This is a genomic window from Caldicoprobacter algeriensis, assembly GCF_023838525.1.
Lineage (GTDB): Bacteria > Bacillota > Clostridia > Caldicoprobacterales > Caldicoprobacteraceae > Caldicoprobacter > Caldicoprobacter algeriensis.
The window spans coordinates 97,282-121,172 of sequence record NZ_JAHUQD010000007.1; the positions used below are offsets into that span (position 1 = coordinate 97,282).

Consider the following 23,891-nt stretch of genomic DNA (forward strand, 5'->3'; position numbering starts at 1 on the left):
GCCACTGATATCAAAAAAATCCTACACAAAGACGCTTGCGCTTTGACCACACCATTTTTCCCTTAGCTTGGGCTTCTCAATCTTACCGGTGGGATTACGGGGTATCTTATCGAAAAACACCCTTCGCGGTCGCTTGTATCTTGGTAAAACCTGACAAAACTCCATGATATCAGTTTCGGTAAGATTTCTGCCCGACTTAAGCTCAACTATAGCCACCGGAATTTCGCCCAGTCGCCTGTCGGGCAGGCCTATTACCGCCGCATCCTTTATATCCTCATGGGACCTCAAGTAGTCTTCTATTTCCACAGGAAATATGTTTTCGCCGCCGCATATGACGATATCCTTCTTGCGGTCCACCAGATAGATAAACCCATCCTCATCCTGACGCGCCATATCGCCGGTATACAGCCAGCCATCTTTTAAAACCTTGCTGGTGGCTTCAGGATTTTTATAGTATCCTTTCATGACACCCGGGCCTTTAACGATGAGCTCGCCCACCTGCCCCTGCGGTACTGGATTGCCATTTTCATCCACGATCATCGCCTGCCAGCCATGGCCCGGCAAACCAATGGCACCCACTTTATCGATATTGTCCATCCCTAGGTGTACGCATCCCGGACCGGTGGCTTCGCTGAGGCCGTAGTTGGTATCATACCTGTGATAAGGGAAATATTTTTTCCATCTCTTAATAAGGCTTGGGGGGACAGGTTGAGCGCCCATGTGCATGAGCCACCATTGGTCCAGCCTGTAATCGCTTAAGTTTATTTCCCCTCTTTCGATGGCGTCAAGAATATCCTGAGCCCAGGGCACCAGCAGCCAAACTATGGTTACCTGCTCTTCTGATACCGCCTCCAATATCCACCGCGGGCTTACGCCGCGCAGTATGACGGCCTTTGCGCCCACTATGAGGTTGCCAAACCAGTGCATCTTGGCCCCTGTGTGGTAGAGAGGGGGAATGCACAGGAAATTATCTTCATGTGTTTGCATGTGATGGTGATTTTCGGTTATACACGCTGATACAAGATTGCCATGGGTTAAAACTATGGGCTTTGGGATGCCGGTAGTGCCCGAAGTAAAATACAGCGCTGCTTCCTCTTCGTCAGACAAGGGCACGTCAGGTGCATCACATGGAAAACTACTTAGGATATCATAATAATTGCAGTCCGCCACCCCCACTAATTGGTTATCGCCTATAAACACGAGGTCCTGAAGATAGGCTGTCCTACCGCGTATGCAATCGATTCTGTCTTTAAACTCGGGCCCGTAAACCAGTATCTTCACCTCGGCGGTTTCGAGGCACTTCTTTATCTCCTCTGCCGTAAACCTGAAATTCAGCGGCACTGCCCAGGCACCCGCCTTTAAAATTCCAAAGTAGACAGGAAGCCACTCCAGACAGTTCATCAGCAATATGGCTACCTTATCCCCTCTTTTGATCCCACGAGACAACAAAAAATTGGCAAACCTGTTAGCGTTGTTATCAAATTCCTTCCATGTGATTTGACGGCGAGTACCAGCAGCCGGATCCCGTTCTATCAGGCTGATTTCATCGGGATAGATTCGGGCATTCATGGAAAGCATATCCGTGATGGGCATAAAAATAAGACCTCCATTCTTCCATCCTACTTTTTAAATGCTAATCTTGAATAAAACGGCCTCCCGTCATACCGTTCTTCAAGAAAAAGCTGTTCAATCCATCTATCCTTTATTGTAAGTAGTGGCGATATTTATGTCAAGATGTGCTTGTTATATGGTATAATTTAACCAAGAAGGAGGCAGTGCTGGCAGCTACTTAAACTTTAATACAGGAGGGATAGAGGTGTCTCATGGTGCCGGCGTAGCGCTTGATGTCCGTCGGTCATAACCAATATCCTTCAATTTATTGAGGGAATGTATATTAAAAAAATAGTAAAGGGGTAGTAAAAATGGACAAGCTAGAGCACATATTTGAACTTCAAGCCAGGTTTGATCAGGCTTTGATTGAAAAGCGCAACCTAGGGCATATCAAACCCGAAGAATGGATACAAAAGGAAGTACTGGCCATGGTTTCAGAGCTGGGCGAACTGCTCAACGAAGTCAATTTCAAGTGGTGGAAAAACCCAAAGGAAGTAAATTACAATGCCGTAAAGGAAGAGCTGGTGGATATACTCCATTTTCTCATCAGCATGTGCATAAAGGCGGGCATGACGGCCCAAGACCTGTACCAGGCGTATTTGGCAAAAAACAAAGAAAACTTCAACCGGCAAGAAGGCAGATCCGAAAAAAGCGGCTATGAATGGGAGGCTAAATAGCCTCTTTTTATTTTTGCTTTAGTGTTGCTCAAAGGTATACATAAAGTATATACACAGAAATTTTTTATGCGCTTATCCTGCACTATATTCCGCATTTATTCATACAATGTATTACCGGAAGGGAGGCGATTGGATGACCAACAATCAAATTATACTTACGTTTATAGGCGGCGACGCAAGGCAGATTGAAGCCATAAACATGGCTGCCAAGGAAGGATTCATCGTCAAGGCAGTGGGTTTCCAGGATATACCCAATGATAGAGTAAAGATATATAAAGGTTTGGAAGATGAATGCTTTATCTGCCATGCCCTTATACTTCCTATACCGTATAAAAACAGGTATGGCTATATAAATATACAATCGGATCCACAGTCCATAACCCTCGAACAGGTTATGAAAAAGGTTGACCAGTCAACCATCATTATTTTGGGCAAAGCTGATCATGATATAAAGCAGCAGGCTGAAGAAAAGAACATACGCTTTTTCGACATCCTGGAGGAAGAGTCCTTTGCCATACTCAATGCCATCCCAACTGCCGAAGGTGCCATACAGCGAGCCATGGAGAAGACCGATATAACCCTTCACGGAGCAAACGTGCTTGTACTGGGTTATGGAAGGATTGGAAAGTGCCTAGCCAGGATGCTTAAGGGCATCGGTGCCAGGGTAACGGTGGAAGCACGGAAGCCAGAGGACCTGGCATGGATATACGAAAATGGTTATAACGGTGTCCATCTCGACGACATGGATTCCGTATTGGGTTCACAGCAGGTAATATTCAACACCATTCCACATCTCGTACTCACCCGCGAGAGGCTCAAAAAGGTGGCTAAAGAAGCGGTAATCATCGACCTTGCCTCTGCACCGGGTGGAACCGATTTTGAAGCCGCAAAGGAATTTGGAATCAGGGCTTATCTGGAACTTAGCCTTCCAGGCATAGTTGCGCCCAAAACTGCCGGGAGAATTGTGTATTGCGTAATAAAAGAATTGATTGAAAGAGCTCAAAAACTTGGTATGATAAGGGGGTTGAAGGCATGAAGCTGAAAGGCTTAAAAATAGGTTTTTGCGTGACTGGATCGTTTTGCACCTTTGATAAGGTGCTTATACACCTACAAAGAATTGTGGATGAAGGCGCTGAAGTATATCCCATATTTTCATATGCCGTTGCATCCACCGATACGCGGTTTACCACAGCCGCCGATTTCAGGCAAAAGGTGGAAAGCATTACCGGGCATAAAGTCATTGCTGATATAGTAGGAGCTGAACCCATAGGCCCCAAAAAGTTGCTGGACGTAGTGGTCATAGCGCCCTGCACAGGGAATACCCTGGCTAAGCTGGCTAATGGCATTACCGATACCCCTGTTCTGATGGCTGCCAAAGCACACCTTCGCAATCAAAGGCCGGTGGTAATAGCCGTATCTACCAATGATGCGCTGGGTAACAATGCCAAAAACTTAGGCCAAATCATGAATGTAAAGAACGTATACCTGGTGCCGTTTTACCAGGATGACCCGGTAAACAAACCCAATTCCTTAATTGCCGATATGGATAAGATAATAGATACCGTATTGCTTGCGCTTGAGGGGAAGCAGATACAACCGGTGCTCATAGAGAAAAAAGAATAAGGCATGCTTAAACATGGAGGAATTGAACATGAAGATAGTGGTACAAAAATTCGGGGGCACTTCTGTGGCTACTCCCGAGGTGCGGGCCAAAGCCGTACAAAAGGTCATAAACGCAAAAAAGAGCGGTTATCATCCCGTGGTGGTGGTATCGGCCATGGGACGAAAGGGAGCGCCCTATGCCACCGATACTTTGATAGACCTCGCAAAAAATGAGTACGTAGACACCCATCCCAGGGAAATGGATCTGCTCATGTCGTGCGGTGAAATCATATCTAGCGTCATCATGGTAAATGCTCTAAGGGCGAAGGGGTATGAGGCTGTAGCTTTAACAGGCGGGCAGGCGGGCATCATCACCGACAACAATTACGGCAATGCCAACATACTGAGGGTTCAACCTGATAAAATACGCATGTACCTGGAGATGGGGAAAATACCCGTTGTGGCCGGATTCCAAGGGGTTACTGAAGATGGGGACGTAACCACACTCGATAGGGGTGGCAGCGACACCACAGCTGCTGTACTTGGTAAAGCCCTTTCAGCTTCTTTCATAGAGATATATACCGATGTGGATGGCATCATGACCGCTGATCCCCGGATAGTTCCCAACGCCAGCGTGCTCAAGCACTTGACCTATTCCGAGGTGTTTCAGATGGCTGACCAGGGGGCTAAAGTCATTCACCCCAAGGCCGTTGAAATAGCCATGAGCTACAACATACCGCTCATCATTAAAAACATCAACGGCAATGGCCCTGGCACCATGGTCTCATCATATTATGAAAGCGACTACGCTCAAACTGCAGAGCATGACCCCAACCAGGTAGTTACCAGCATATCTCATATGCTCAACAGGACCCAGGTTATAATCGAGAACCTGGATCCGCAGCTACAAAACATCGCCTTGAGCCGACTGGCCGAAAATGGCATAAGCATCGACCTCATCAATATATTCCCCGATAAGATGATATTCACCATAGACGGCAATGACTCAGCTAAAACCAGGACAATTCTTGATCAGCTCGGCTGCTCATACTCCATGATATACAATTGCAGCAAAATATCGGCTGTAGGTAACAGGATGAGAGGCGTTCCGGGAGTCATGGCAAGGATCATAAAAGCCCTGTTGAAAAACCAGATACAGGTACTTCAAACCGCCGATTCCCATACCACCATTTCCTGCCTGATAAAGGGTGAAGACACGGCAAAAGCCCTGATGGCGCTACATGATGAGTTTAAGCTGCATACTCGTTGAGCCTTATTCAGGCTCATTTTTTCTTTTTATTTGGGAAATACTAGCCTTAAGAGAAAGGCAATTTGATTTGTTAACGTTTGCTATAAAATCTTAAATGCTTACGGAGGATGGTATGTTGAGCAAGAGCGAAAATCCGACCACACAACCCCAGCAACCCGAACAGGCGGATGAGGGAGTCTCTTTCCCATACCCTCAGGCTGGCAACATAAAGGAATTTGGGGCAGTATCTGCACCCCCGGTACTGGATAGCGATATTCACTGCCTGACGATAATAGGCCAGATAGAAGGCCACATAATGCTGCCGCCTCAAAACAAGACCACTAAATATGAACACGTTATCCCCCAGCTGGTGGCTATAGAGGAGAGCAAAAACATCAAGGGATTATTGCTCATCCTAAACACGGTGGGAGGAGATGTTGAGGCCGGGCTGGCAATAGCCGAGATGATAAGTACCATGTCCAAGCCCACGGTGTCCCTGGTCTTGGGCGGCGGGCACAGCATAGGCGTCCCCCTGGCTGTCAGCGCCGACTACTCCTTCATCGCCCCCAGTGCCACAATGACCATTCATCCCATTCGCATGACCGGCCTGGTAGTTGGAATACCGCAGACTTACGAATATTTAAATAGGATGCAAGACAGGGTGGTGGACTTCATTGTACGGCACTCAAAGATCTCCAAAGAGAAGCTCAATGAGCTCCTCATAGGGACCGGTGGGCTGTCAAGCGATGTGGGAACCGTGCTTATAGGAGAAGAGGCTGTACGCTACGGCATAATAGACTACGTCGGAGGTGTGAGGGATGCCATGTTAAAGCTCAGAGAGCTGATCTCTCAAGACAAAGGGGGAGAGGTACATTGATACTGCACACCATTGTCCCGCTCCAGTTCATCTTCGGCGATTTCACAGCTCAAACCAGACCAGGCTTCCGCATTATAGAATGGAATAACGTAAAGCTTGAAGTACTGCCTGCGGGCCAACAGAGATATCAAATCAACCGAATTTTAAGCACCAACCCGTTTGACTACTTGAACCCAAGGCTGCAACCGGGAACCATTATACAGCTTGAACCCAAAATATAGGCCCGTTTTCTTATAAGTCCAGGTAAGACGAGTTTACCTGGGCTTATTTGTTTATTATAAATCCCATATGGCGTTCTTGAGTAAAGAGTGATATAATGATAACGTTCATTATTTGGGTAGGGGAGGCGGATTGCTTGAGTCTTCTGTATGCAATTCTTCTTGGGATACTGCAGGGCCTTACGGAGTTTTTGCCTATCAGCAGCTCAGGGCACCTGGTTATCGCACAGGAGGTCTTCAACATCGAAGAGGCAGATCTGGCTTTTGACGTAATACTCCATCTGGGCACCCTTGTGGCAGTGCTCATATACTATTGGCGGGATGTTTTAAATCTCATCAGCGAGTTTTTCGTACTGCTGGGAGAGTATATACGGGGCAAAAAGCCCAAATTGCTGGATCACACCAGGCCTTATAGGGTTCTCATGCTAATGATAATTATAGCAACCATACCCACCGCTGTTATCGGACTGGTATTCAAAGACTTGTTTTCTCAGCTGTTTGAAACGGCAGATTTTGTTGGCTATGCCCTCATTGTGACCGGCATATTGCTGTGGATAGCCAATGGCCTAGTAAACGGCAGAAAAGACTTAAAGAGCATGACGGCATGGGATGCGGTAACCGTTGGCCTCATACAGGGGCTGGCCATCACTCCCGGTATATCCCGCTCGGGTTCCACCATTTTTGCAGGGCTCATCAGGGGCTTCAGTCGCGAGCTGGCCACGCGCTTTTCGTTTTTGCTCTCCATACCTGCAATACTGGGAGCGGTAGTGCTGGAAGGTAAGGACGCTTTTGAAGGTGCATCGGCTACACACGAGGTTATGCCGGTGCTGGCAGGATTTGCCGCTGCGGCCGTCTCAGGGTATCTAGCCATTCACCTTTTGATCTCGGCACTGCAGAAAAAAAAGCTCAACTACTTCTCTTATTACTGCTGGGGCTTGGGCATCCTAACCATACTTTATACATGGTTTGCAGCGTAAATGGCCTGTTTCATTTGGCTTTGCCAACCATTGGGCTTCAGATTTGACCTAAAAGCAGGAAACTTCAGGCGAATTTGTAGCAGGAATTTAGAGGGATGGTGTAGAATATCAATATAAGGGTGATTTCACATGTCGAAGAAGAAAGAAAGGAGCACAAAAAGCAACAGTCGAATATACCATGAAGCGACAGGGGTACTACTAATTGGAGTGGGCCTTTTTGCCTTTATAAGCATATACACCGATCAGGCCGGCATCGTGGGTAGATACCTCAAAGAGCTGGTAATGGGGTTGTTCGGCCTTGTCGGTTACACCATCCCCGCACTGATGGTTATATCGGGCATACTGACCATAATCTCCTATCGCAAGAGGGTGAACAAGCTCAAACTCCTGCTTATCGTTCTCACCGTTGCCTTTATTATGTCGATCATCCATATATCGTATTTTCAACACTTTGATTCGGCCAGCATAACGGCTTTCGTGCATTCGTCCTACACAAAAGGGCAAGAGGTTAAAGGCAGCGGAGCCCTGTTGGCGCCTTTTGTATTCGCTGTATATAAGCTGTTTGGCCTGGCGGGCAGTTATGTGCTTCTGGGCGCTTTTGTGATCATCAATCTGCTCCTGCTGACCAACCTCTCGCTCAAGGATGTGGGACAGAATATATACGGCTCCATAAAGCCTGTGCTCCATAAACAATGCACAAAGAAAAAAGAAGACAAGCCCTTTGTTGGGGAGATCATCCCTGTGGAGGAGTTCAAAAAAAAGAACGGTGAAGACCTACATCCCCTTGATGAGGCATTTCAAGAAAAAAAGGATACATTGCCGCTTTCGCGGCGAAAGGCAAGGAAACAGGAAGATAAGCAAGGGGATCAACACCATGGTGTACAGGCTCAAAATGTTAGACTGGAAAACCTGCAGAAAGAGGGATATATAATCCCCCCTCTGGACTTGCTGAAGCTACCGCCTGCAAGCACCAACGATAGGGAACAGGACAGAATAGCCGAGAATAATGCCAGGCTGCTTGAAGAGACCTTAAACAGTTTCGGTGTCAGTGCTAAAGTTACCCAAATAAGCCGGGGGCCGGTCATCACACGATACGAGCTCCAACCCGCTCCGGGGGTGAAGGTGAGCAGAATTGTCAGCCTGGCCGACGATATAGCGCTAAACCTTGCGGCTCCTTCGGTGCGCATAGAAGCCCCCATCCCCGGCAAAGCGGCTATCGGCATTGAGGTGCCCAACCGGGACGTATCACCCGTTTTATTGAGAGAGGTGCTTGGATCGGAGGAGTTCATCTTCCATCCGTCAAAGCTGGCGGTGGCCTTGGGCAAAGACATAGCCGGTAAAAACGTAATTGCCGACATTGCCCGGATGCCGCACCTTCTCATAGCCGGAGCTACAGGTTCTGGCAAAAGCGTGTGTATTAATACCATCATCGTAAGCATACTCTACAAGGCATCCCCACGAGAGGTTAAATTCATCATGGTAGACCCGAAAGTGGTGGAGCTCAACCACTATAACGGGATACCGCACCTGCTCATACCCGTTGTGACCAATCCCAAAAAGGCGGCAGGAGCCCTCAACTGGGTGGTGCAGGAGATGACCTCGCGCTACAACCTGTTTGCCGATGCTGGAGTGAAGGATATAGAAGGGTACAACAGCATGGTTGAAAACGAGGATGAGCGCTTACCACAGATAGTGGTAATCATAGACGAGCTTGCTGACCTCATGATGGTCTCACCTTCTGAGGTTGAAGATGCCATATGCCGCCTTGCGCAAATGGCACGGGCGGCGGGGATCCATCTGGTGATTGCCACGCAAAGGCCTTCGGTGGACGTGATCACCGGGCTTATAAAGGCCAATATTCCATCGCGTATTGCCTTTGCAGTCTCTTCTCAGGTTGACTCAAGAACCATCCTGGACATAGGTGGTGCTGAAAAGCTGTTGGGGCGCGGCGACATGTTGTTTTATCCTGTTGGCGTCAACAAGCCCATAAGGGTTCAGGGATGCTTCATATCCGAAAAAGAGGTAAAAGCGGTTGCCGATTACATTAAGAACCAAAATGCCGCTCCTTCTTACAATGCCGAAGCCATGGAAAGAATCGAAGGCGATGAGGAATCGCCCGGCCTGGGCGAGCACGACGAGCTGTTACCGGAGGCCATAGAGATCGTCATAGACGCTGGCCAGGCCTCCATTTCCATGCTGCAGAGGCGCCTGCGCATAGGTTATGCCCGTGCCGCTCGGCTTATAGATGAAATGGAAGCAAGGGGAATAGTAAGCGGCTTTGAGGGTAGCAAGCCACGAAACGTGCTCATAACCCGCGAGGAGTTTGAAAGGCTGTACAAGGATGTAAAATAGGAGGCTGTAGTTTCGCTCATGAAGGTAGGAATGGTTTCTCTAGGTTGCGACAAAAACAGGGTGGATTCGGAGGTCATGTTGGGACTGCTCTCCCAGGCCGGCCACACCATTGTCAACAGGCCCGAGGAGGCAGAGGTCATAATAGTAAACACCTGTGGGTTCATTGACCCGGCCAAAGAGGAGTCGGTGGAAACCATACTGGAACAGGCACAATATAAGAAGACAGGCAAGTGTAGGCTGCTCATTGTGACCGGTTGTCTGGCCCAGCGGTATTCAAAGGAGATTATGGATGAGATCCCCGAAGTGGATGCCGTGATAGGTACCGGCCGTTTCACTGAGATTTTGGATGTAATCAACGAGTGTGAGTCAAAGCACGAACGCCTGGCCGCTGTGGATAAACCCAAGTTTCCAGACATCAAAGGCATACCCAGAGTGCTGACCACCCCATCGCACACGGCTTACTTGAAGATATCGGAAGGATGCAGCAACTGCTGTACCTATTGCGTCATACCGCAGCTCAGAGGCCCTCATGTCAGCCGTCCCCTGGACGAGGTGCTTGATGAAGCCCAGCATTTGGTTGACAGAGGCGTAAAGGAGATAATACTGGTGGGCCAGGATTTGACCAGGTACGGCCAGGACCTCAAAGGGGATATATCGCTGGTGAGGCTGCTAAAGGAGCTGGTCAAAATCCCCGGGCTTGTCTGGGTCCGCCTGCTTTACTGCTATCCTGACAGGGTGACTGATGAGCTCATCGATACTATAGCCGAGGAAGAAAAAGTGTGCAATTATATTGACATACCTATACAGCACATCCATCCTGAAATACTCAGGAAAATGAACCGACCAGCCAATCCGGAACAGATTAGAAACCTCCTCTCAAAATTGAGAAAAAGGATACCCGACATAATAATTCGCACTTCGCTCATTGTAGGTTTCCCAGGCGAGGGAGAGGAGGAATTTCAAGAACTGGTCGAATTTGTCGAAAAATTTCAGTTCAACAGAGTAGGGGTGTTCCCCTATTCCAGGGAGGAGGGAACGCCGGCCGCCCGCTTTCCCGAGCAGGTGGATGATAAGACAAAAGAAACCCGAAGGGATGCTTTGATGAGCGTACAACAGAGGATATCCAAGAGGCTGAACCGTCAAAGGATAGGGCAGGTCTGCAAGATTTTGATAGAAGGGACAAGCTCGAAAGGCGTTTACTTCGGTAGGTCGTACGGTGAAGCGCCTGAGATAGACGGACAGGTGTTTGTAATAAGCAACAGGCCGCTTAAAGCCGGCGATTTTGTGGATATCAAGATAACCAAGGCATATGAATATGATTTGTTGGGGGAAGATTATGAATCTGGCAAATAAGATAACCATTGTAAGGATAATGCTGGTGCCCATATTTATGGCGCTGTTGCTTTCAGACTTTCCTTACAGCAACTTCGTTGCAGCCCTCATATTCATTGTGGCAGCCAGCACCGATACGGTGGACGGGTATATAGCACGGAAGAGAAATGAGGTCACAAACTTCGGTAAGTTCATTGACCCTCTTGCAGACAAAATACTGGTGACAGCCGCACTGGTCATTCTAGTAGAAATGGGCAAGATATCCTCTGTGGTGGCCATTATAATAATAACCAGGGAATTTATAATCACAGGGTTCAGGGTACTGGCCGCTTCAGAGGGAATAGTCATAGCAGCCAGCTGGTGGGGCAAGGCCAAGACCATCACTCAGATAATCGCCATAGTCGCTATCATGCTGGACAACATCCCTTTCAAATGGATAGGTTTCCCCTTTGATAGGATAGCCCTGGCGCTGGCCGTCGTGATCACCATAGTATCGGGCATCGATTATATCTACAAGAATATCCATATACTCAACGAATAAAAGGAGATGGGAATATCATGGATGCGGAAATCATTGCGGTGGGAAGTGAACTGCTGCTGGGCCAGATCGCAAACACCAATGCCCAGTACATCTCTCAGCGCCTCTCATCGGTGGGCGTAAACGTGTATTACCATACCGTGGTGGGGGATAACAGGAAGCGCCTGCTGGAAGCGCTTGAGATTGCATGTAAGCGAGCAGATATCATAATTACCACCGGCGGATTGGGGCCAACCATGGATGACCTTACAAAGGAGACGATTGCCGAATTTTTGGGGCTGGAGCTTGTTCTCCATCAGCCCAGTGCGCAGGCAATACGCGAGTTTTTTGCAAGAAGAGGCAGAACCATGACCGAAAACAATTTAAAGCAGGCCATGTTCCCCAGGGAGGCCATCATTCTTCCCAATGATGTAGGAACAGCTCCGGGGGCCATTATCGAGAAGGACAGCAGGACCTTCATCATGCTGCCTGGTCCCCCCTACGAAATGCAGCCCATGTTCGAAAACCACGTAATTCCCTATCTAGCTCAAAAAGGAAACGAAAAGATCTTTTCAAGGGTTCTCAGAATATACGGCATTGGGGAATCGGCCGTAGAAGAGATGATAAAGGATCTGCTTGAAAATCAGACCAATCCGACCATTGCGCCTTTAGCGGCGTACGGCGAAGTGACCCTTAGATTGACGGTCAAGTGCCATCGATCCCAAGACCCACTTGAGCTGATGAAACCCGTTGAGGATGAAATACGTAGGCGCCTTGGGCAGGCCGTATATGGCGTAGATGATGATCGTCTAGAAACGGTGGTGGCCAGGCTGCTTAAAGAGAAGGGGCTGACCCTGGCGGTGGCCGAATCTTGCACCGGCGGCCTAATAAGCAATTTGCTCACCGATGTGCCGGGAATCTCTGAAAATCTTCTCGAAACATGCGTTACTTATAGCAATCAGGCCAAGATAAACCGGCTGGGGGTAAAGCCTGAGACCTTGGAGGCTTATGGCGCTGTAAGCCCGCAGACGGCGCAGGAAATGGCTGAGGGAATCTTAAAAACTAGCGGTGCTGACATAGGCCTTGCTGTGACGGGTATAGCTGGTCCCGGCGGTGGAAGCCCTGAAAAGCCTGTGGGTTTGGTATATATTGCTATTGCGATGGGTGGCGATGTGGAGGTAAAACGTTTCCGCAACCAGGGAGACAGAAAGCGCATCAAGCTCTCCACTGCAAATACAGCCCTCGACCTGTTACGCCGAAAGCTGCTGGAGCTTTAAGATGACGCAGGCTTTTAATGCTTGACCCTCTCTATAGATTGCATTATAATTGAATTAGAACGTGTGTTCGAGAAAAATAAAGAGAGGCAGGTGAGTACCTGGCTCAAAAGCCGGGTTTAAGGTCATGGATAAAGCAAAAGCGCTTGAGATGGCCATTAGCCAGATTGAGAGGCAGTTCGGCAAGGGTTCAATCATGAAGCTGGGGCAATCCCCCCATATGAATGTGGAAGTAATATCGACAGGGGTGCTGGACCTGGACATTGCACTGGGGGTTGGAGGATTACCGAGGGGGAGGGTTGTAGAGATCTTTGGCCCCGAATCTTCGGGCAAAACAACGGTGGCACTGCACGTCATTGCCGAGGCACAAAAGGCCGGTGGCATAGCCGCGTTTGTAGATGCCGAAAACGCGCTGGACCCCCAGTACGCTAAAAATCTGGGCGTCGATATAGATAATCTGCTGGTTTCGCAGCCCGACACCGGGGAACAGGCGCTAGAGATCACCGAAGCCCTTGTGCGCAGCGGGGCTGTTGATGTGATCGTTGTTGACTCGGTGGCAGCTCTGGTGCCGCGGGCTGAACTGGAAGGTGAAATGGGCGATGCCCATGTTGGCCTGCAAGCCAGGTTGATGTCACAGGCGCTGCGCAAGCTGTCGGGTGCCATAAACAAATCCCGAACAGTGGCTATTTTTATAAATCAATTAAGGGAAAAGGTTGGCGTGACATTCGGTAACCCTGAAACCACGCCTGGAGGAAGAGCGCTTAAGTTTTATGCATCGGTGCGCCTGGATGTGCGGCGCGTGGATACCATAAAGCAGGGATCTGAAACCATAGGCAGCCGCACCCGGGTAAAGGTGGTAAAGAACAAAGTGGCCCCACCCTTTAAAGAAGCAGAGTTCGATATCATCTACGGGGAAGGCATTTCCCGGGAAGGCAGCATACTGGATCTGGCTTGCTCCATCAATATTGTAAACAAAAGCGGTGCGTGGTATTCGTACGGCGATATAAGGCTTGGGCAGGGGAAAGAGAATGCCAGACAGTTCCTCAAGGAGAATCCCCATATAGCGGCTGAGATCGAACAGAAGGTACGAGAAGAGTTTAAATTAGGGCGAGTGACGGGAGCCCCTGCTTCCAGCGGAGATGTGGTAGAATGAAAGATGGCAATTTAGCCTAGTAGTTGTAAGAAGTCTCCATTCTCTATAGAATGGAGATGAATTGCAAATTTGGTCGGAACGCCCCGAATTCACGCCTGTGGAGATACCAAACGGTGTCGTGGAAGCAGGAAGCTTCATCTTCTATTTCTATAAGATGGAGTGGTTCGCGGAGTTTTGCAGCCTCAATTGTTGACATGTATCGGTAAAAGATATACAATTAAAAGTAAGTGGTTTACACCTGATTTTTAGTGTAAATCCGTGTGGTACTCATGTATCCACCCCAATGCCCGCTGGACGAACGAGGAAAGGGAGGACGTTTTTTTGTTTTAGCAGTGCTCCATTGAAGTAGCGAGGAGGTGTCCGTTAATCCGTGGCAGAAATACTACTAATGGGACTTGCCCTGGTAGTAGTAGCCATTGGAGCGGGCGTCCTGGGATACAATTACCGAAAGCGGATTGTAGAGGAGAAGATAGGCAACGCCGAAGAGGCCGCCAGAAAGATCGTTGAGGAGGCTAAAAAGCAGGCTGAGGCCTTAAAAAAAGAGACTTTGCTTGAGGCAAAAGAAGAGGTTCACAGACTGCGAAGCGAATTTGAAAAGGAAAGTCGCGAAAGGCGAAATGAAATTCAAAGGATAGAACGCAGACTCCAACAAAAGGAGGAAGGCCTCGATAAAAGAGCTGAGGTTCTGGAGCAGAAGGAAGAAAGCCTGAACAATATGCAAAAAGAAATTCAGAGGATGCGTGAAGAGGTTGAAGAGCTGTATAAGCGTCAGGTAAGCGAACTGGAGCGCATTGCACAGTTAAGCCAGGATCAGGCTCGAGAGATACTGCTGAGCAATGTGGAGAAAGAGCTTACCCATGAGATAGCCATGAAGATTCGAGAGTATGAGAACAGGCTAAAGGAGGAGGTTGATAAGAAAGCCCGTGATATAATATCGCTGGCTATTCAAAAGTTTGCCGCTGATCATGTAGCGGAATCCACCGTTTCAGTTGTGGAACTCCCCAACGACGAGATGAAGGGGAGGATTATCGGGCGAGAAGGGCGCAATATCCGTACTTTAGAAACGCTGACAGGAATCGATTTGATAATCGACGATACTCCAGAGGCCGTCATATTGTCGGGTTTTGACCCCATAAGGAGGGAAATTGCCCGGATTGCCCTTGAAAAGCTCATATTGGACGGAAGAATACACCCGGCTCGCATAGAGGAAATGGTAGAAAAGGCCAAAAAAGAAGTTGAGAACCAGATACGCGAAGCGGGTGAGCAGGCCATATTTGAGGTTGGGGTGCACGGGATTCATCCCGAACTGGTCAGGTTGCTGGGCAAGCTGAAATACAGGACCAGCTATGGCCAAAACGTGTTGAAGCACTCCATTGAGGTAGCTCACCTGGCGGGTATCATGGCTGCTGAGCTGGGGGCGGACCAGAAGCTTGCCAAACGGGCCGGTCTGCTACATGATATTGGGAAAGCGGTGGACCATGAAATGGAAGGTTCTCATACTCAAATCGGAGCCGACCTGGCTAAGAGGTATCGCGAAAGCACAGATGTGGTGCACGCCATAATGGCTCACCACGGCGATATAGAGCCCAATACCGTTGAAGCTATACTGGTACAGGCGGCCGATGCCATTTCTGCAGCAAGGCCGGGAGCCAGAAGGGAAACTCTGGAGGCCTATATCAAGCGGTTAGAAAAGCTTGAAGAGATTGCCAATTCTTTTGCAGGAGTAGAAAAATCCTTTGCAATCCAAGCAGGACGTGAAATCAGGATTATAGTAAAACCTGATAAGGTAAGCGATGACCAGGCGCTCTTAATGGCTAGAGAGATAGTAAAGCGTATAGAAAAAGAGCTTGAATATCCAGGGCAAATAAAGGTCAATGTTATCAGAGAGACTAGAGCCATTGAATACGCAAAAAAAGGTGTGACGACGTATGTCACACCTTTTTAAATTTTAGGTTCTTCATTATTATTGTATGTTTTTACACGAGAAAATTTACATCCCAAAAGAAGGATTTTTTTAATAAATGTAGAATATACGAAATAGAGAATCATTCAAAACAAAAAAAGCAATAGGGGGTCAAACCATGGAGGTATTAAAGGTATCAGCTAAATCCAATCCTAACGCTGTCGCAGGTGCATTAGCAGGGGTTTTACGCGAGCGAGGATCGGCCGAACTTCAAGCGATAGGAGCAGGGGCAATCAACCAGGCAGTAAAGGCAGTAGCTATCGCGAGAGGGTTTGTAGCACCTAGCGGCATAGACCTGATATGCATCCCCGCCTTTACCGATGTCATAATCGACGGAGAAGAGAGAACGGCTATAAAATTGATTGTTGAACCTCGATAAAACCTACCGATAAAACCTACCGCAAGGTAGGTTTTATTTTTTGCTATGGACTTACAACGGGCGCCACATCGACATATGCTGAAAGTAGAGGACCCATTTTTTTATATTATATTGACAATTTGGAGGTTTAGCAAGGGACATGTACAGCCAATTTTTTGTGATAGACGGCCATTGCGATACCATAAGCAAGCTGGATGACATAAACGCCATGGAATGCCCGAATAATAACCATGTCTCCCTCTCAGGGCTTTATGAAGGCAGGGTGGGTATCCAGTTCTTTGCCGTGTGGATGGACCCGTCGTCCACCGACAAGTACTTGCACAGGGGACTACAGCTTATTGACAAATACCAACGGATGCTCGATAAATACGCTACCTATTTTCACCCTATCCTGCGCTTGGCCGATGCAAAGGATGCGCTGGAGGCAGGCAGAATCGGTGCCTTGTTGGCGGTGGAAGGTGGGGATGTGCTGGAAGAAAGGCTTTCTAATTTAGAGGTGCTTTACAGCGCAGGGGTAAGGCTTTTGACCCTTACCTGGAACCGCAGCAACCAGATAGCAGGCGCTGCAATGGATGACTATAACAGGTATGGCCTTACGCCTTTTGGCACGAAAGTGGTAAAAACGATGAACGACCTGGGAATGATTGTAGATGTATCGCACGCATCCGAAGAGGCTTTTTGGGATGTAATGGAGGTCTCCAAGCAGCCAGTCATAGCCTCGCATTCGAATGTCAAAGCGGTATGTCCGCATCCCCGGAATTTGGATGATGAGCAGATCAAGGCAATTGCCTTAAAAGGCGGGGTCATTGGCATAAACTTTTACCCCCCTTTCTTAAGCAAAACAGAAGATGTGGGAATTGTCCATATAATAAAACATATAGAACACATTGCCGGTTTGGCAGGGATAAACTGCATAGCTTTTGGTTCTGACTTTGACGGTATTGAAACGCTCCCTCAAGGAATAGAAGGCCCACAGAGCTTTCCTGATATAATAGAAGAGCTGCTCAGATTAAACTACAGTGAAGAAGATGTGCAGAAGATATGCCATAACAACTTTTTGCGCGTAATGGAGAAGATATTAAAATAGCCAATATTATATCAAAAATAGACAAAGGAGTGCCGCACATGGTTTACAACTTTGATGCACAGGAGAAACATGGATGTTTTGCCGACTTACATACCCACACCACAGCTTCCGATGGGCTACTAACCCCATCGCAGCTGGTCAGGCAAGCCCTGCAGGCAGGCCTTAGAGCAATTGGCGTTACCGACCACGATTCCACCGATGGCTTAAAAGAGGCCATGGTAGCCGGAAAACAGTTGGGAGTACAGGTTGTCCCGGGTATAGAACTCAACACCCAGGTAGATGACGAGGAGATTCACATACTAGGCTATTACATCCACTATGATCTCCCCTGGCTTCAGGATATGCTTGCAACCATACGCCATGCCAGATGGGCACGAGCCAAAAAGATGGTCGAAAACCTAAGGAGGATATACAATTTCGATATATCCTTTGAAGAGGTTGAACAGGAAGTGACTGAGGGTGCTGTGGGAAGGCCACATATTGCCCGTGTACTAGTTAAAAAAGGCATAGTAAAGGATATAGCCGAAGCTTTTGAGAGGTATATTGGAACCGATTGTCCCGCCTATGAACCCAGGTACCACCTAACCCTTGAAGAAGGCATCAAGACCATCAAAGATGTCGGCGGAGTGCCGGTGCTGGCGCATCCCGGTTTGCTCAAAGACCAAAAGTATACCATGCTAGCCATAGAACTTGGCGTTCAGGGCATCGAAGCCATTCACAGTAAACACACCCCCGAGCAGTGTGAGCATTACAAGACTCTTGCCAGCAATCACGGCCTTATTGTAACAGGCGGCAGCGATTACCACGGCGAAAAGGGAAAGGATATGCCCCAGCTGGGCGATATAAAGATGCCCTACAGCGTCATAGAAGAGATTAAAAGCTTGGCACAGAAATCCATGCCATAACGACAGTTATGATGGTTCGAAATAAAACGAAATAAAATATGAATAAAAGCATAGACGATAATGCAAATTCATGATATAATACATTGCAAAATGATAGATTGGTTATTTAATCTTTCATTTGAGGAGGAATATAAATTGAGGCTGTCAGTAAAAAGTTCTTCTATTTCGGGGTCTCTGACACTTGCCATTGATGCCAAAGCAAAAAAAATGAAATCTGAAGGAATGGATGTTGTAGGTTTTGGAGCAGGTGAGCCAGATTTTGATACTCCGTCCTTCATTAGAGAAGCGGCAAAAGAGGCTCTCGATCGAGGCATGACTCGATATACACCCGTGGCGGGGATTGCCGAGCTTAAGGAGGCCATATGCCGCAAGTTCAAAGAAGATAATGGCCTGGACTATAAGCCAAGCCAGATAATCGTATCCAATGGTGCAAAGCACTCGCTTTATAACGCCTTTCAGGCCATACTCAATCCCGGAGATGAGGTCATAATACCTTCTCCATACTGGCTGAGCTATCCTGAGCTGGTGAGGCTTGCCGATGGAGTTCCGGTTTTTGTCGAGACCAGGGAAGAGGACGACTTCAAGCTAAAGCCCGAGAGTTTAAAAAAGGCCATCACCCCCAAAACCAAGGCTTTGGTTATAAACAGCCCAAACAATCCGTGTGGTTGCGTATATGAGCGCGCTGAACTTCAAGCCATAGCTGAAATAGCCGTAAAAAATCAGCTGTTCGTGGTATCAGATGAGGTATATGAGGCAATGGTGTACGATGGCTTGCAGCATATAAGCATTGCCTCTCTGGGCCCTGAGATAAAAGATTTGACTATCGTGGTAAATGGGGTATCTAAGACCTATGCCATGACAGGATGGCGGATAGGATATGCGGCTGCCCATGAAGACGTGGTGAAAGTTATGTCCAACGTACAAAGCCATACCACTTCTAATCCTAATTCCATAGCGCAATACGCCAGCCTGGCCGCCTTAACGGGGCCCAAGGACGAGGTCAAAGCCATGGTGGCCGAGTTTGACACAAGAAGGAGGTTCATGGTTGAAAGGATCAATTCCATACCCGGTTTATCCTGTAGAATGCCAAAAGGCGCGTTTTACGTGATGATGAACATTAGCCAGGTGATAGGCAAAACCTATAAGGGTAGGCGTATAGAGGGTTCTCTCTCCTTTGCAGATGCGTTGCTGGACGCGCAGATGGTGGCAGTGGTACCTGGCGTAGCTTTTGGTGCAGATAATTTTGTGAGGTTGTCATACGCCGTATCTTTGGATAATATAAAGAAAGGGCTGGATAGAATAGAGGCCTTCATCAAGGAACTGGAAGGCTAAGTTAAGAGAAAAAAATGGCTAAAATACGGAAGGATGGACAAAAAGAGGGGGATGTATTCCCCCTCTTTTTGTTTAATGGCTAAAATACGGATCAAACCCTTAATTTTGCATTTACATTCTTTTTTTTGTGTGGTACCATAATGAATGATAAAAGAAAGATTTTAAAAATCAATCGGAATAATAAAGGGGTATGCTTTATGGAGTTGCACCAGATATATCAGAATCCGCTCATAACCAGATACGCTTCAAAAGAGATGCTGGAGAATTTTTCGGATGATAAGAAATTCAGGACATGGCGCAGGCTGTGGATAGCGCTGGCCGAAGCCCAGAAAGAGATAGGGCTCAACATCACGCAGGAACAGATAGACGAGATGAAAGCCTATCAGGACTGCATCAACTATGACGTGGCACAGCGCAAGGAAAAAGAGGTGCGCCACGACGTCATGGCCCACGTTCACGCATATGGCGAGCAGTGCCCCAAAGCAAAACCCATCATACACCTTGGTGCCACCAGCTGTTATGTGACCGATAATACCGATATACTCATAATGATGGACGGGCTTAACATCATAAAGAGCAAGCTTTTGACTTGCATGCATTACTTGTCCGAGTTTGCCTTGAAGTATAAGGATTTGCCAACGCTGGGGTATACTCATTTTCAGCCTGCTCAGCTCACAACGGTGGGGAAGAGGGCGTGCCTGTGGCTTCAAGACCTCATGCTTGACCTGGAAGAATGGGAGCAGGTGTGGAGCAGTATAAGGCTTCGTGGCGTCAAAGGCACCACAGGTACGCAGGCCAGCTTCCTCACACTGTTTGACGGCGACCATGAAAAGGTAAAGCTTCTCGAGAGAAAAGTTCTTGAAAAACTGGGATTTGATCGCGCTTACCCTGTTACCGGCCAAACCTATCCAAGGAAACTCGATAGCAGAATATTGAACCTGTTGAGCTCGATAGCCCAAAGCGCGTATAAATTTGGAAATGACCTGCGCTTGCTGCAGAGCCTGAAAGAGCTGGAAGAGCCGTTTGGGGAAAAACAGATAGGCTCATCGGCCATGGCGTACAAGCGGAATCCGATGAAGGCAGAGAGGATGTGCTCTCTTGCAAGGTATGTGGTGGTCAATGCATTAAATCCGGCAATCACCGCTTCTACCCAGTGGCTTGAGAGGACGCTGGATGACTCGGCCAACAGGCGTATAGTCATAGCCGAATGCTTCTTGGCTGTGGACGCAGTCTTGAACATCTATATCAACATAGCCAGCGGCCTGGTGGTGTATCCCAAGGTTATTGAGCGGAGGATCAGGGAGGAGCTGCCGTTTATGGCTACTGAATATATCCTTATGGAAGCCGTAAAGAGGGGCGGAGATCGCCAGGAACTGCACGAAAGGATTAGGCAGTACTCCATGGAGGCGGCAAAGAGGGTTAAAGCTTTAGGAGAGGATAACAACCTCTTGGAGCTCATCGCCAACGATCCTGCTTTCAAGCTGGATCGGGAAGAGATAAACCGTATAATGGACCCCCGCAATTTCGTGGGAAGAGCGCCACAACAGGTAGAGGAGTTTATATCACAACATATAAAGCCCATACTGGAACGCAACAGGGAACTAATTGGCGGCAATGTAGAGCTTAAGGTGTAGCCTTCTATATTTGTCAAGGGAGGACCTCTCAATCCTCCCTTAATTTTATCATTCGCGCGGCCATGCGGCGCTTTTCATCGCTGATGGCCGCATAATGCTTGCGCGTGGTGTTGACGTCTTTGTGCCCCAGCACATCGGCCACCAGGTATATGTCGCCGGTTTCGCGATAGAGGGTGGTACCGTAGGTGCTCCTCAGCTTGTGAGGAGATATGTTTTTAAGCGGGGATACCAATTTTGCGTACTTTTTAACGAGATTCTGCACCGCGCGGTTGCTTATCCTGCGCTTCTGAAGGGATAGAAAAAGAGCATCCTCGTGCCCAGGCAGGGCTTCAATTTTTTTTCGTTCCTCCAGGTACTCCAGCAACGCTTTTCTGACCTCATCTCCAAAGTAGAGGATTACCTGGTTACCTCCCTTGCGGGTTACCCTGAAGCCGTTTACGCTAAAATCCAAATCGGATATGTTAAGACCCACGCACTCGCTTATGCGTATGCCGGTGCCCAGGAATACCGTCAAAATGGTTATATCCCTGAGCCTGGTGTACCGGTGATAGCGTTTCTGCCTTTCGGTCAGCCCTTCACCGGTTTCAACGGTATCCAGCAACCGGACCACTTCGTCAGGTTCGAGCCGAATGATGGGCTTTTCGTGAATTTTAGGGAGGTCGACCAGGGCGGCCACGTTTTTGTCCAGCTTTTCGTTTTTAAAGTAATAGGCGAAAAACGAGCGCAGGGCAGACAGCTTGCGAGCCTTGCCAGATTCGTGGTTTTGATGCTCGACATCTGGAGCAGAAGGCCTGCTGTAATAAGTGAGGTATTCGAGGAACATCTCGATGTGAACGACTTTAACGCGGTTTAAATCTTCCAGGGCAAATCGCGAAAAAGGGGTTATGTGGGTAAAATCCTCTACTTGAGACGTCAGGAACTCAAAAAAGAGCCTCAAGTCGTAAGCATAGTTTATTCGCGTCAGTATGGAAGTGTTGGGCTCAATGGCACGGAAGAAATCCCTGCAAAATTCGGGAAGCTCCTGCAGAACAGCCCTCAGCTTTAATATGTTTTGCTGGTCCTGTTGTGCACTGAAGGGCTTTTGCTCAGACACTGTGAAAGACCCCCTCTCCAGTTTATTTCCGCAATAGTTTTCGCAAAACTTGTATTTTGCGCATAGTTATTCATCCCTCAGATACTGTTTTCCCTTCTTCAGTCTGAAAGCTATTTTGAGCCTTTTTGGAAGTGGCCTGTTTGATGGCAAATCTGGCCAATTCATCGCAGCGATTGTTCTTTTCATTATCGCTGTGTCCCTTTATCTTGATCCACTGGATCTTATGGATAGAGCTCAGCTCGATAAGCCGTTTCCACAAATCCTGGTTGGCAACCGACTGTTTGTCTGAGGTTTTCCAGTTGCATTGCTGCCATTTGTTTATCCAGCCCTTGTCAAATGCATTAAACACATAGGCGCTGTCGGTATAAATCTTAACTATACACGGCTCCTTCAGCATTTCAAGGGCTTTTATAGGCGCCATCAGCTCCATTCGGTTGTTGGTTGTGCTTTCTTCGTAGCCATATATTTCCTTTTCAATACCCTTGTATGACAGTATGGCCGCCCAGCCGCCCGGGCCGGGGTTACCACTACAGGCTCCGTCGGTGTAGATTACAACCTCTTTCATCTTACTTTATCATCCTTCCCGGGATTTATATCTTTCCCCATGGTTTTTGCCTTGAGCATGCACGCGTTCACCGCTTCAATGACGGCCCCGCGGAATCCTTGTTTTTCCAGCTGGCGGACTGCTTCTATAGTGGTTCCACCCGGTGAAGACACCATATCCTTGAGTTCACCGGGATGTTTTCCCCATTCTGACAGCAGTCTGGCGGTTCCAATGACGGTCTGAATGGCCATCCTGTATGCCAGATCTCTGGGCAGGCCGGCCAGCACTCCTCCATCTGCCATGGCCTCTATAAACATGGCCACATATGCCGGACCGCTCCCGCTCACAGCGGTGACGGCATCCATGAGGTTTTCCGACACTTCTTCAACTTTACCGAGAGAATGCAGTATATCTTTTACTGCCTTCAATTCTTTTGGTGAAAGTTCATGGTTTGTGCACAGCGCCGTCATGCCCTCCCCCACCAAAGCCGGGGTGTTTGGCATGGTACGTACCACTTTACACCTGCCACCTATAAGCTGCTTTATGAAATCGACGCTGATCCCAGCGGCTATTGAGATGAGTATGTGCCTTTCCTCAAGGCAATCCTTTATCTCAAGCAGTACTTTGCTGTATGTATTGGGTTTAACAGCCAGGATGACGATGTCACTGTTTGATACCACCTGGCAATTGTCCTTTGCTGTGCATATCCCCAGTTCGGCTGACAACCTGTTGAGCTTATCCAGGTCCACATCGAAAGCATATATGTTATTTGGATGTACGATGCCACAAGCTATGATCCCTCTCATGATGGCGCTTGCCATATTGCCGGCACCTATAAAACCCAAACGGTAGCTTTCCTTTTGTTCAGGCATCGCGTTCTTCTTTCCTCCTTCCAGATAAACCAGCCTTTGTTAGAGATTATATCATAAAAAACGGTACAAGTGTTAAATTAAAAGAAATTTTTGCTCAAAAATGGGCAAAAATAAAAGGTTCGTTGTAAAATTAAATGCAACACCTAAAAAATAGTAGAACCATAGTGAGAAATCCTGTATGATATAGATATCCAAAATCACTAAACATACAAGGGGGTCTCACTATGGCTCAACATAATTGTA

22 protein-coding genes are annotated in these 23,891 nt (G+C 47.9%); 18 read left to right on the forward strand and 4 right to left on the reverse strand.

Going from position 1 to position 23,891, the window contains the following annotated elements:
* Positions 1-21 precede the first annotated feature (21 nt).
* Entirely contained in the window at positions 22-1,593 is a 1,572-nt protein-coding gene (locus tag KVG29_RS06135; RefSeq protein ID WP_252227356.1) for a class I adenylate-forming enzyme family protein, read from the reverse strand.
* Between the two features lie 329 nt (positions 1,594-1,922).
* Between KVG29_RS06135 and KVG29_RS06140 the strand changes: the two genes are divergently transcribed.
* The 18 genes from KVG29_RS06140 (at position 1,923) to purB (ending at position 21,139) form a co-directional block, all read left to right on the forward strand.
* The gene (locus KVG29_RS06140; protein ID WP_252227357.1) at positions 1,923-2,288 is read left to right on the forward strand and encodes a dUTPase; all 366 of its coding nucleotides are present in this window, start codon (positions 1,923-1,925) and stop codon (positions 2,286-2,288) included.
* A 133-nt stretch (positions 2,289-2,421) separates the two neighbouring features.
* Positions 2,422-3,324, forward strand: coding sequence for a dipicolinate synthase subunit DpsA (gene dpsA, locus KVG29_RS06145; protein ID WP_252227358.1), 903 nt, complete (start codon positions 2,422-2,424; stop codon positions 3,322-3,324).
* Positions 3,321-3,911: a dipicolinate synthase subunit B gene (locus tag KVG29_RS06150; RefSeq protein WP_252227359.1), complete on the forward strand. Its 591-nt coding sequence runs from the start codon at positions 3,321-3,323 to the stop codon at positions 3,909-3,911. The genes dpsA and KVG29_RS06150 overlap by 4 nt, the downstream gene beginning before the upstream one ends.
* A gap of 28 nt (positions 3,912-3,939) precedes the next feature.
* Positions 3,940-5,160: an aspartate kinase gene (gene dapG, locus KVG29_RS06155; RefSeq protein ID WP_252227360.1), complete on the forward strand. Its 1,221-nt coding sequence runs from the start codon at positions 3,940-3,942 to the stop codon at positions 5,158-5,160.
* 112 nt (positions 5,161-5,272) lie between these two features.
* Positions 5,273-6,016, forward strand: a complete 744-nt coding sequence (locus KVG29_RS06160; protein WP_252227361.1) for a ClpP family protease — start codon at positions 5,273-5,275, stop codon at positions 6,014-6,016.
* A complete protein-coding gene (locus KVG29_RS06165; protein WP_252227362.1) occupies positions 6,013-6,237 on the forward strand; it encodes a YlzJ-like family protein in 225 nt (74 codons plus the stop codon). Before KVG29_RS06160 ends, KVG29_RS06165 begins: the two co-directional genes overlap by 4 nt.
* 134 nt (positions 6,238-6,371) lie before the next feature.
* Positions 6,372-7,211, forward strand: coding sequence for an undecaprenyl-diphosphatase UppP (gene uppP / locus KVG29_RS06170; protein WP_252227363.1), 840 nt, complete (start codon positions 6,372-6,374; stop codon positions 7,209-7,211).
* A 129-nt stretch (positions 7,212-7,340) separates the two neighbouring features.
* The gene (locus KVG29_RS12400) at positions 7,341-9,563 is read left to right on the forward strand and encodes an FtsK/SpoIIIE family DNA translocase (RefSeq protein WP_276576426.1); all 2,223 of its coding nucleotides are present in this window, start codon (positions 7,341-7,343) and stop codon (positions 9,561-9,563) included.
* Between the two features lie 18 nt (positions 9,564-9,581).
* Positions 9,582-10,916, forward strand: coding sequence for a 30S ribosomal protein S12 methylthiotransferase RimO (gene rimO / locus KVG29_RS06180; protein WP_252227364.1), 1,335 nt, complete (start codon positions 9,582-9,584; stop codon positions 10,914-10,916).
* On the forward strand, positions 10,900-11,436 hold the full coding sequence (pgsA, locus tag KVG29_RS06185) for a CDP-diacylglycerol--glycerol-3-phosphate 3-phosphatidyltransferase (RefSeq protein WP_252227365.1): 537 nt from the start codon (positions 10,900-10,902) through the stop codon (positions 11,434-11,436). Before rimO ends, pgsA begins: the two co-directional genes overlap by 17 nt.
* Before the next feature lie 17 nt (positions 11,437-11,453).
* Positions 11,454-12,689, forward strand: a complete 1,236-nt coding sequence (locus tag KVG29_RS06190) for a competence/damage-inducible protein A (protein ID WP_252227366.1) — start codon at positions 11,454-11,456, stop codon at positions 12,687-12,689.
* A gap of 124 nt (positions 12,690-12,813) precedes the next feature.
* A complete protein-coding gene (gene recA, locus KVG29_RS06195) occupies positions 12,814-13,839 on the forward strand; it encodes a recombinase RecA (protein ID WP_252227367.1) in 1,026 nt (341 codons plus the stop codon).
* Positions 13,840-14,227: 388 nt separating this feature from the next.
* Positions 14,228-15,784 carry a ribonuclease Y gene (rny, locus tag KVG29_RS06200; RefSeq protein WP_252227380.1) on the forward strand — a complete coding sequence of 519 codons (1,557 nt, stop codon included), beginning with the start codon at positions 14,228-14,230 and terminating at the stop codon, positions 15,782-15,784.
* Between the two features lie 136 nt (positions 15,785-15,920).
* Positions 15,921-16,181: a stage V sporulation protein S gene (locus KVG29_RS06205; protein WP_204486267.1), complete on the forward strand. Its 261-nt coding sequence runs from the start codon at positions 15,921-15,923 to the stop codon at positions 16,179-16,181.
* 139 nt (positions 16,182-16,320) lie between these two features.
* Positions 16,321-17,268, forward strand: a complete 948-nt coding sequence (locus KVG29_RS06210; protein ID WP_252227368.1) for a dipeptidase — start codon at positions 16,321-16,323, stop codon at positions 17,266-17,268.
* A 38-nt stretch (positions 17,269-17,306) separates the two neighbouring features.
* Complete coding sequence (locus tag KVG29_RS06215) at positions 17,307-18,173, forward strand: PHP domain-containing protein (RefSeq protein WP_252227369.1); 867 nt, start codon at positions 17,307-17,309, stop codon at positions 18,171-18,173.
* Between the two features lie 135 nt (positions 18,174-18,308).
* Positions 18,309-19,505 carry a pyridoxal phosphate-dependent aminotransferase gene (locus tag KVG29_RS06220; protein WP_252227370.1) on the forward strand — a complete coding sequence of 399 codons (1,197 nt, stop codon included), beginning with the start codon at positions 18,309-18,311 and terminating at the stop codon, positions 19,503-19,505.
* A gap of 203 nt (positions 19,506-19,708) precedes the next feature.
* Complete coding sequence (gene purB / locus KVG29_RS06225; protein WP_252227381.1) at positions 19,709-21,139, forward strand: adenylosuccinate lyase; 1,431 nt, start codon at positions 19,709-19,711, stop codon at positions 21,137-21,139.
* Positions 21,140-21,167: 28 nt separating this feature from the next.
* Here purB and KVG29_RS06230 read toward each other — a convergent pair whose 3' ends face one another.
* From KVG29_RS06230 to proC, 3 genes are all read right to left on the reverse strand, one after another.
* Positions 21,168-22,232 (reverse strand): tyrosine-type recombinase/integrase, encoded by a 1,065-nt coding sequence (locus KVG29_RS06230; RefSeq protein WP_252227371.1) that lies wholly within the window; start codon positions 22,230-22,232, stop codon positions 21,168-21,170.
* Positions 22,233-22,302: 70 nt separating this feature from the next.
* The gene (gene rnhA, locus KVG29_RS06235) at positions 22,303-22,797 is read right to left on the reverse strand and encodes a ribonuclease HI (RefSeq protein ID WP_252227372.1); all 495 of its coding nucleotides are present in this window, start codon (positions 22,795-22,797) and stop codon (positions 22,303-22,305) included.
* Positions 22,794-23,648 carry a pyrroline-5-carboxylate reductase gene (proC, locus tag KVG29_RS06240; RefSeq protein ID WP_252227373.1) on the reverse strand — a complete coding sequence of 285 codons (855 nt, stop codon included), beginning with the start codon at positions 23,646-23,648 and terminating at the stop codon, positions 22,794-22,796. The genes rnhA and proC overlap by 4 nt, the downstream gene beginning before the upstream one ends.
* Between the last annotated feature and the right edge of the window lie 243 nt (positions 23,649-23,891).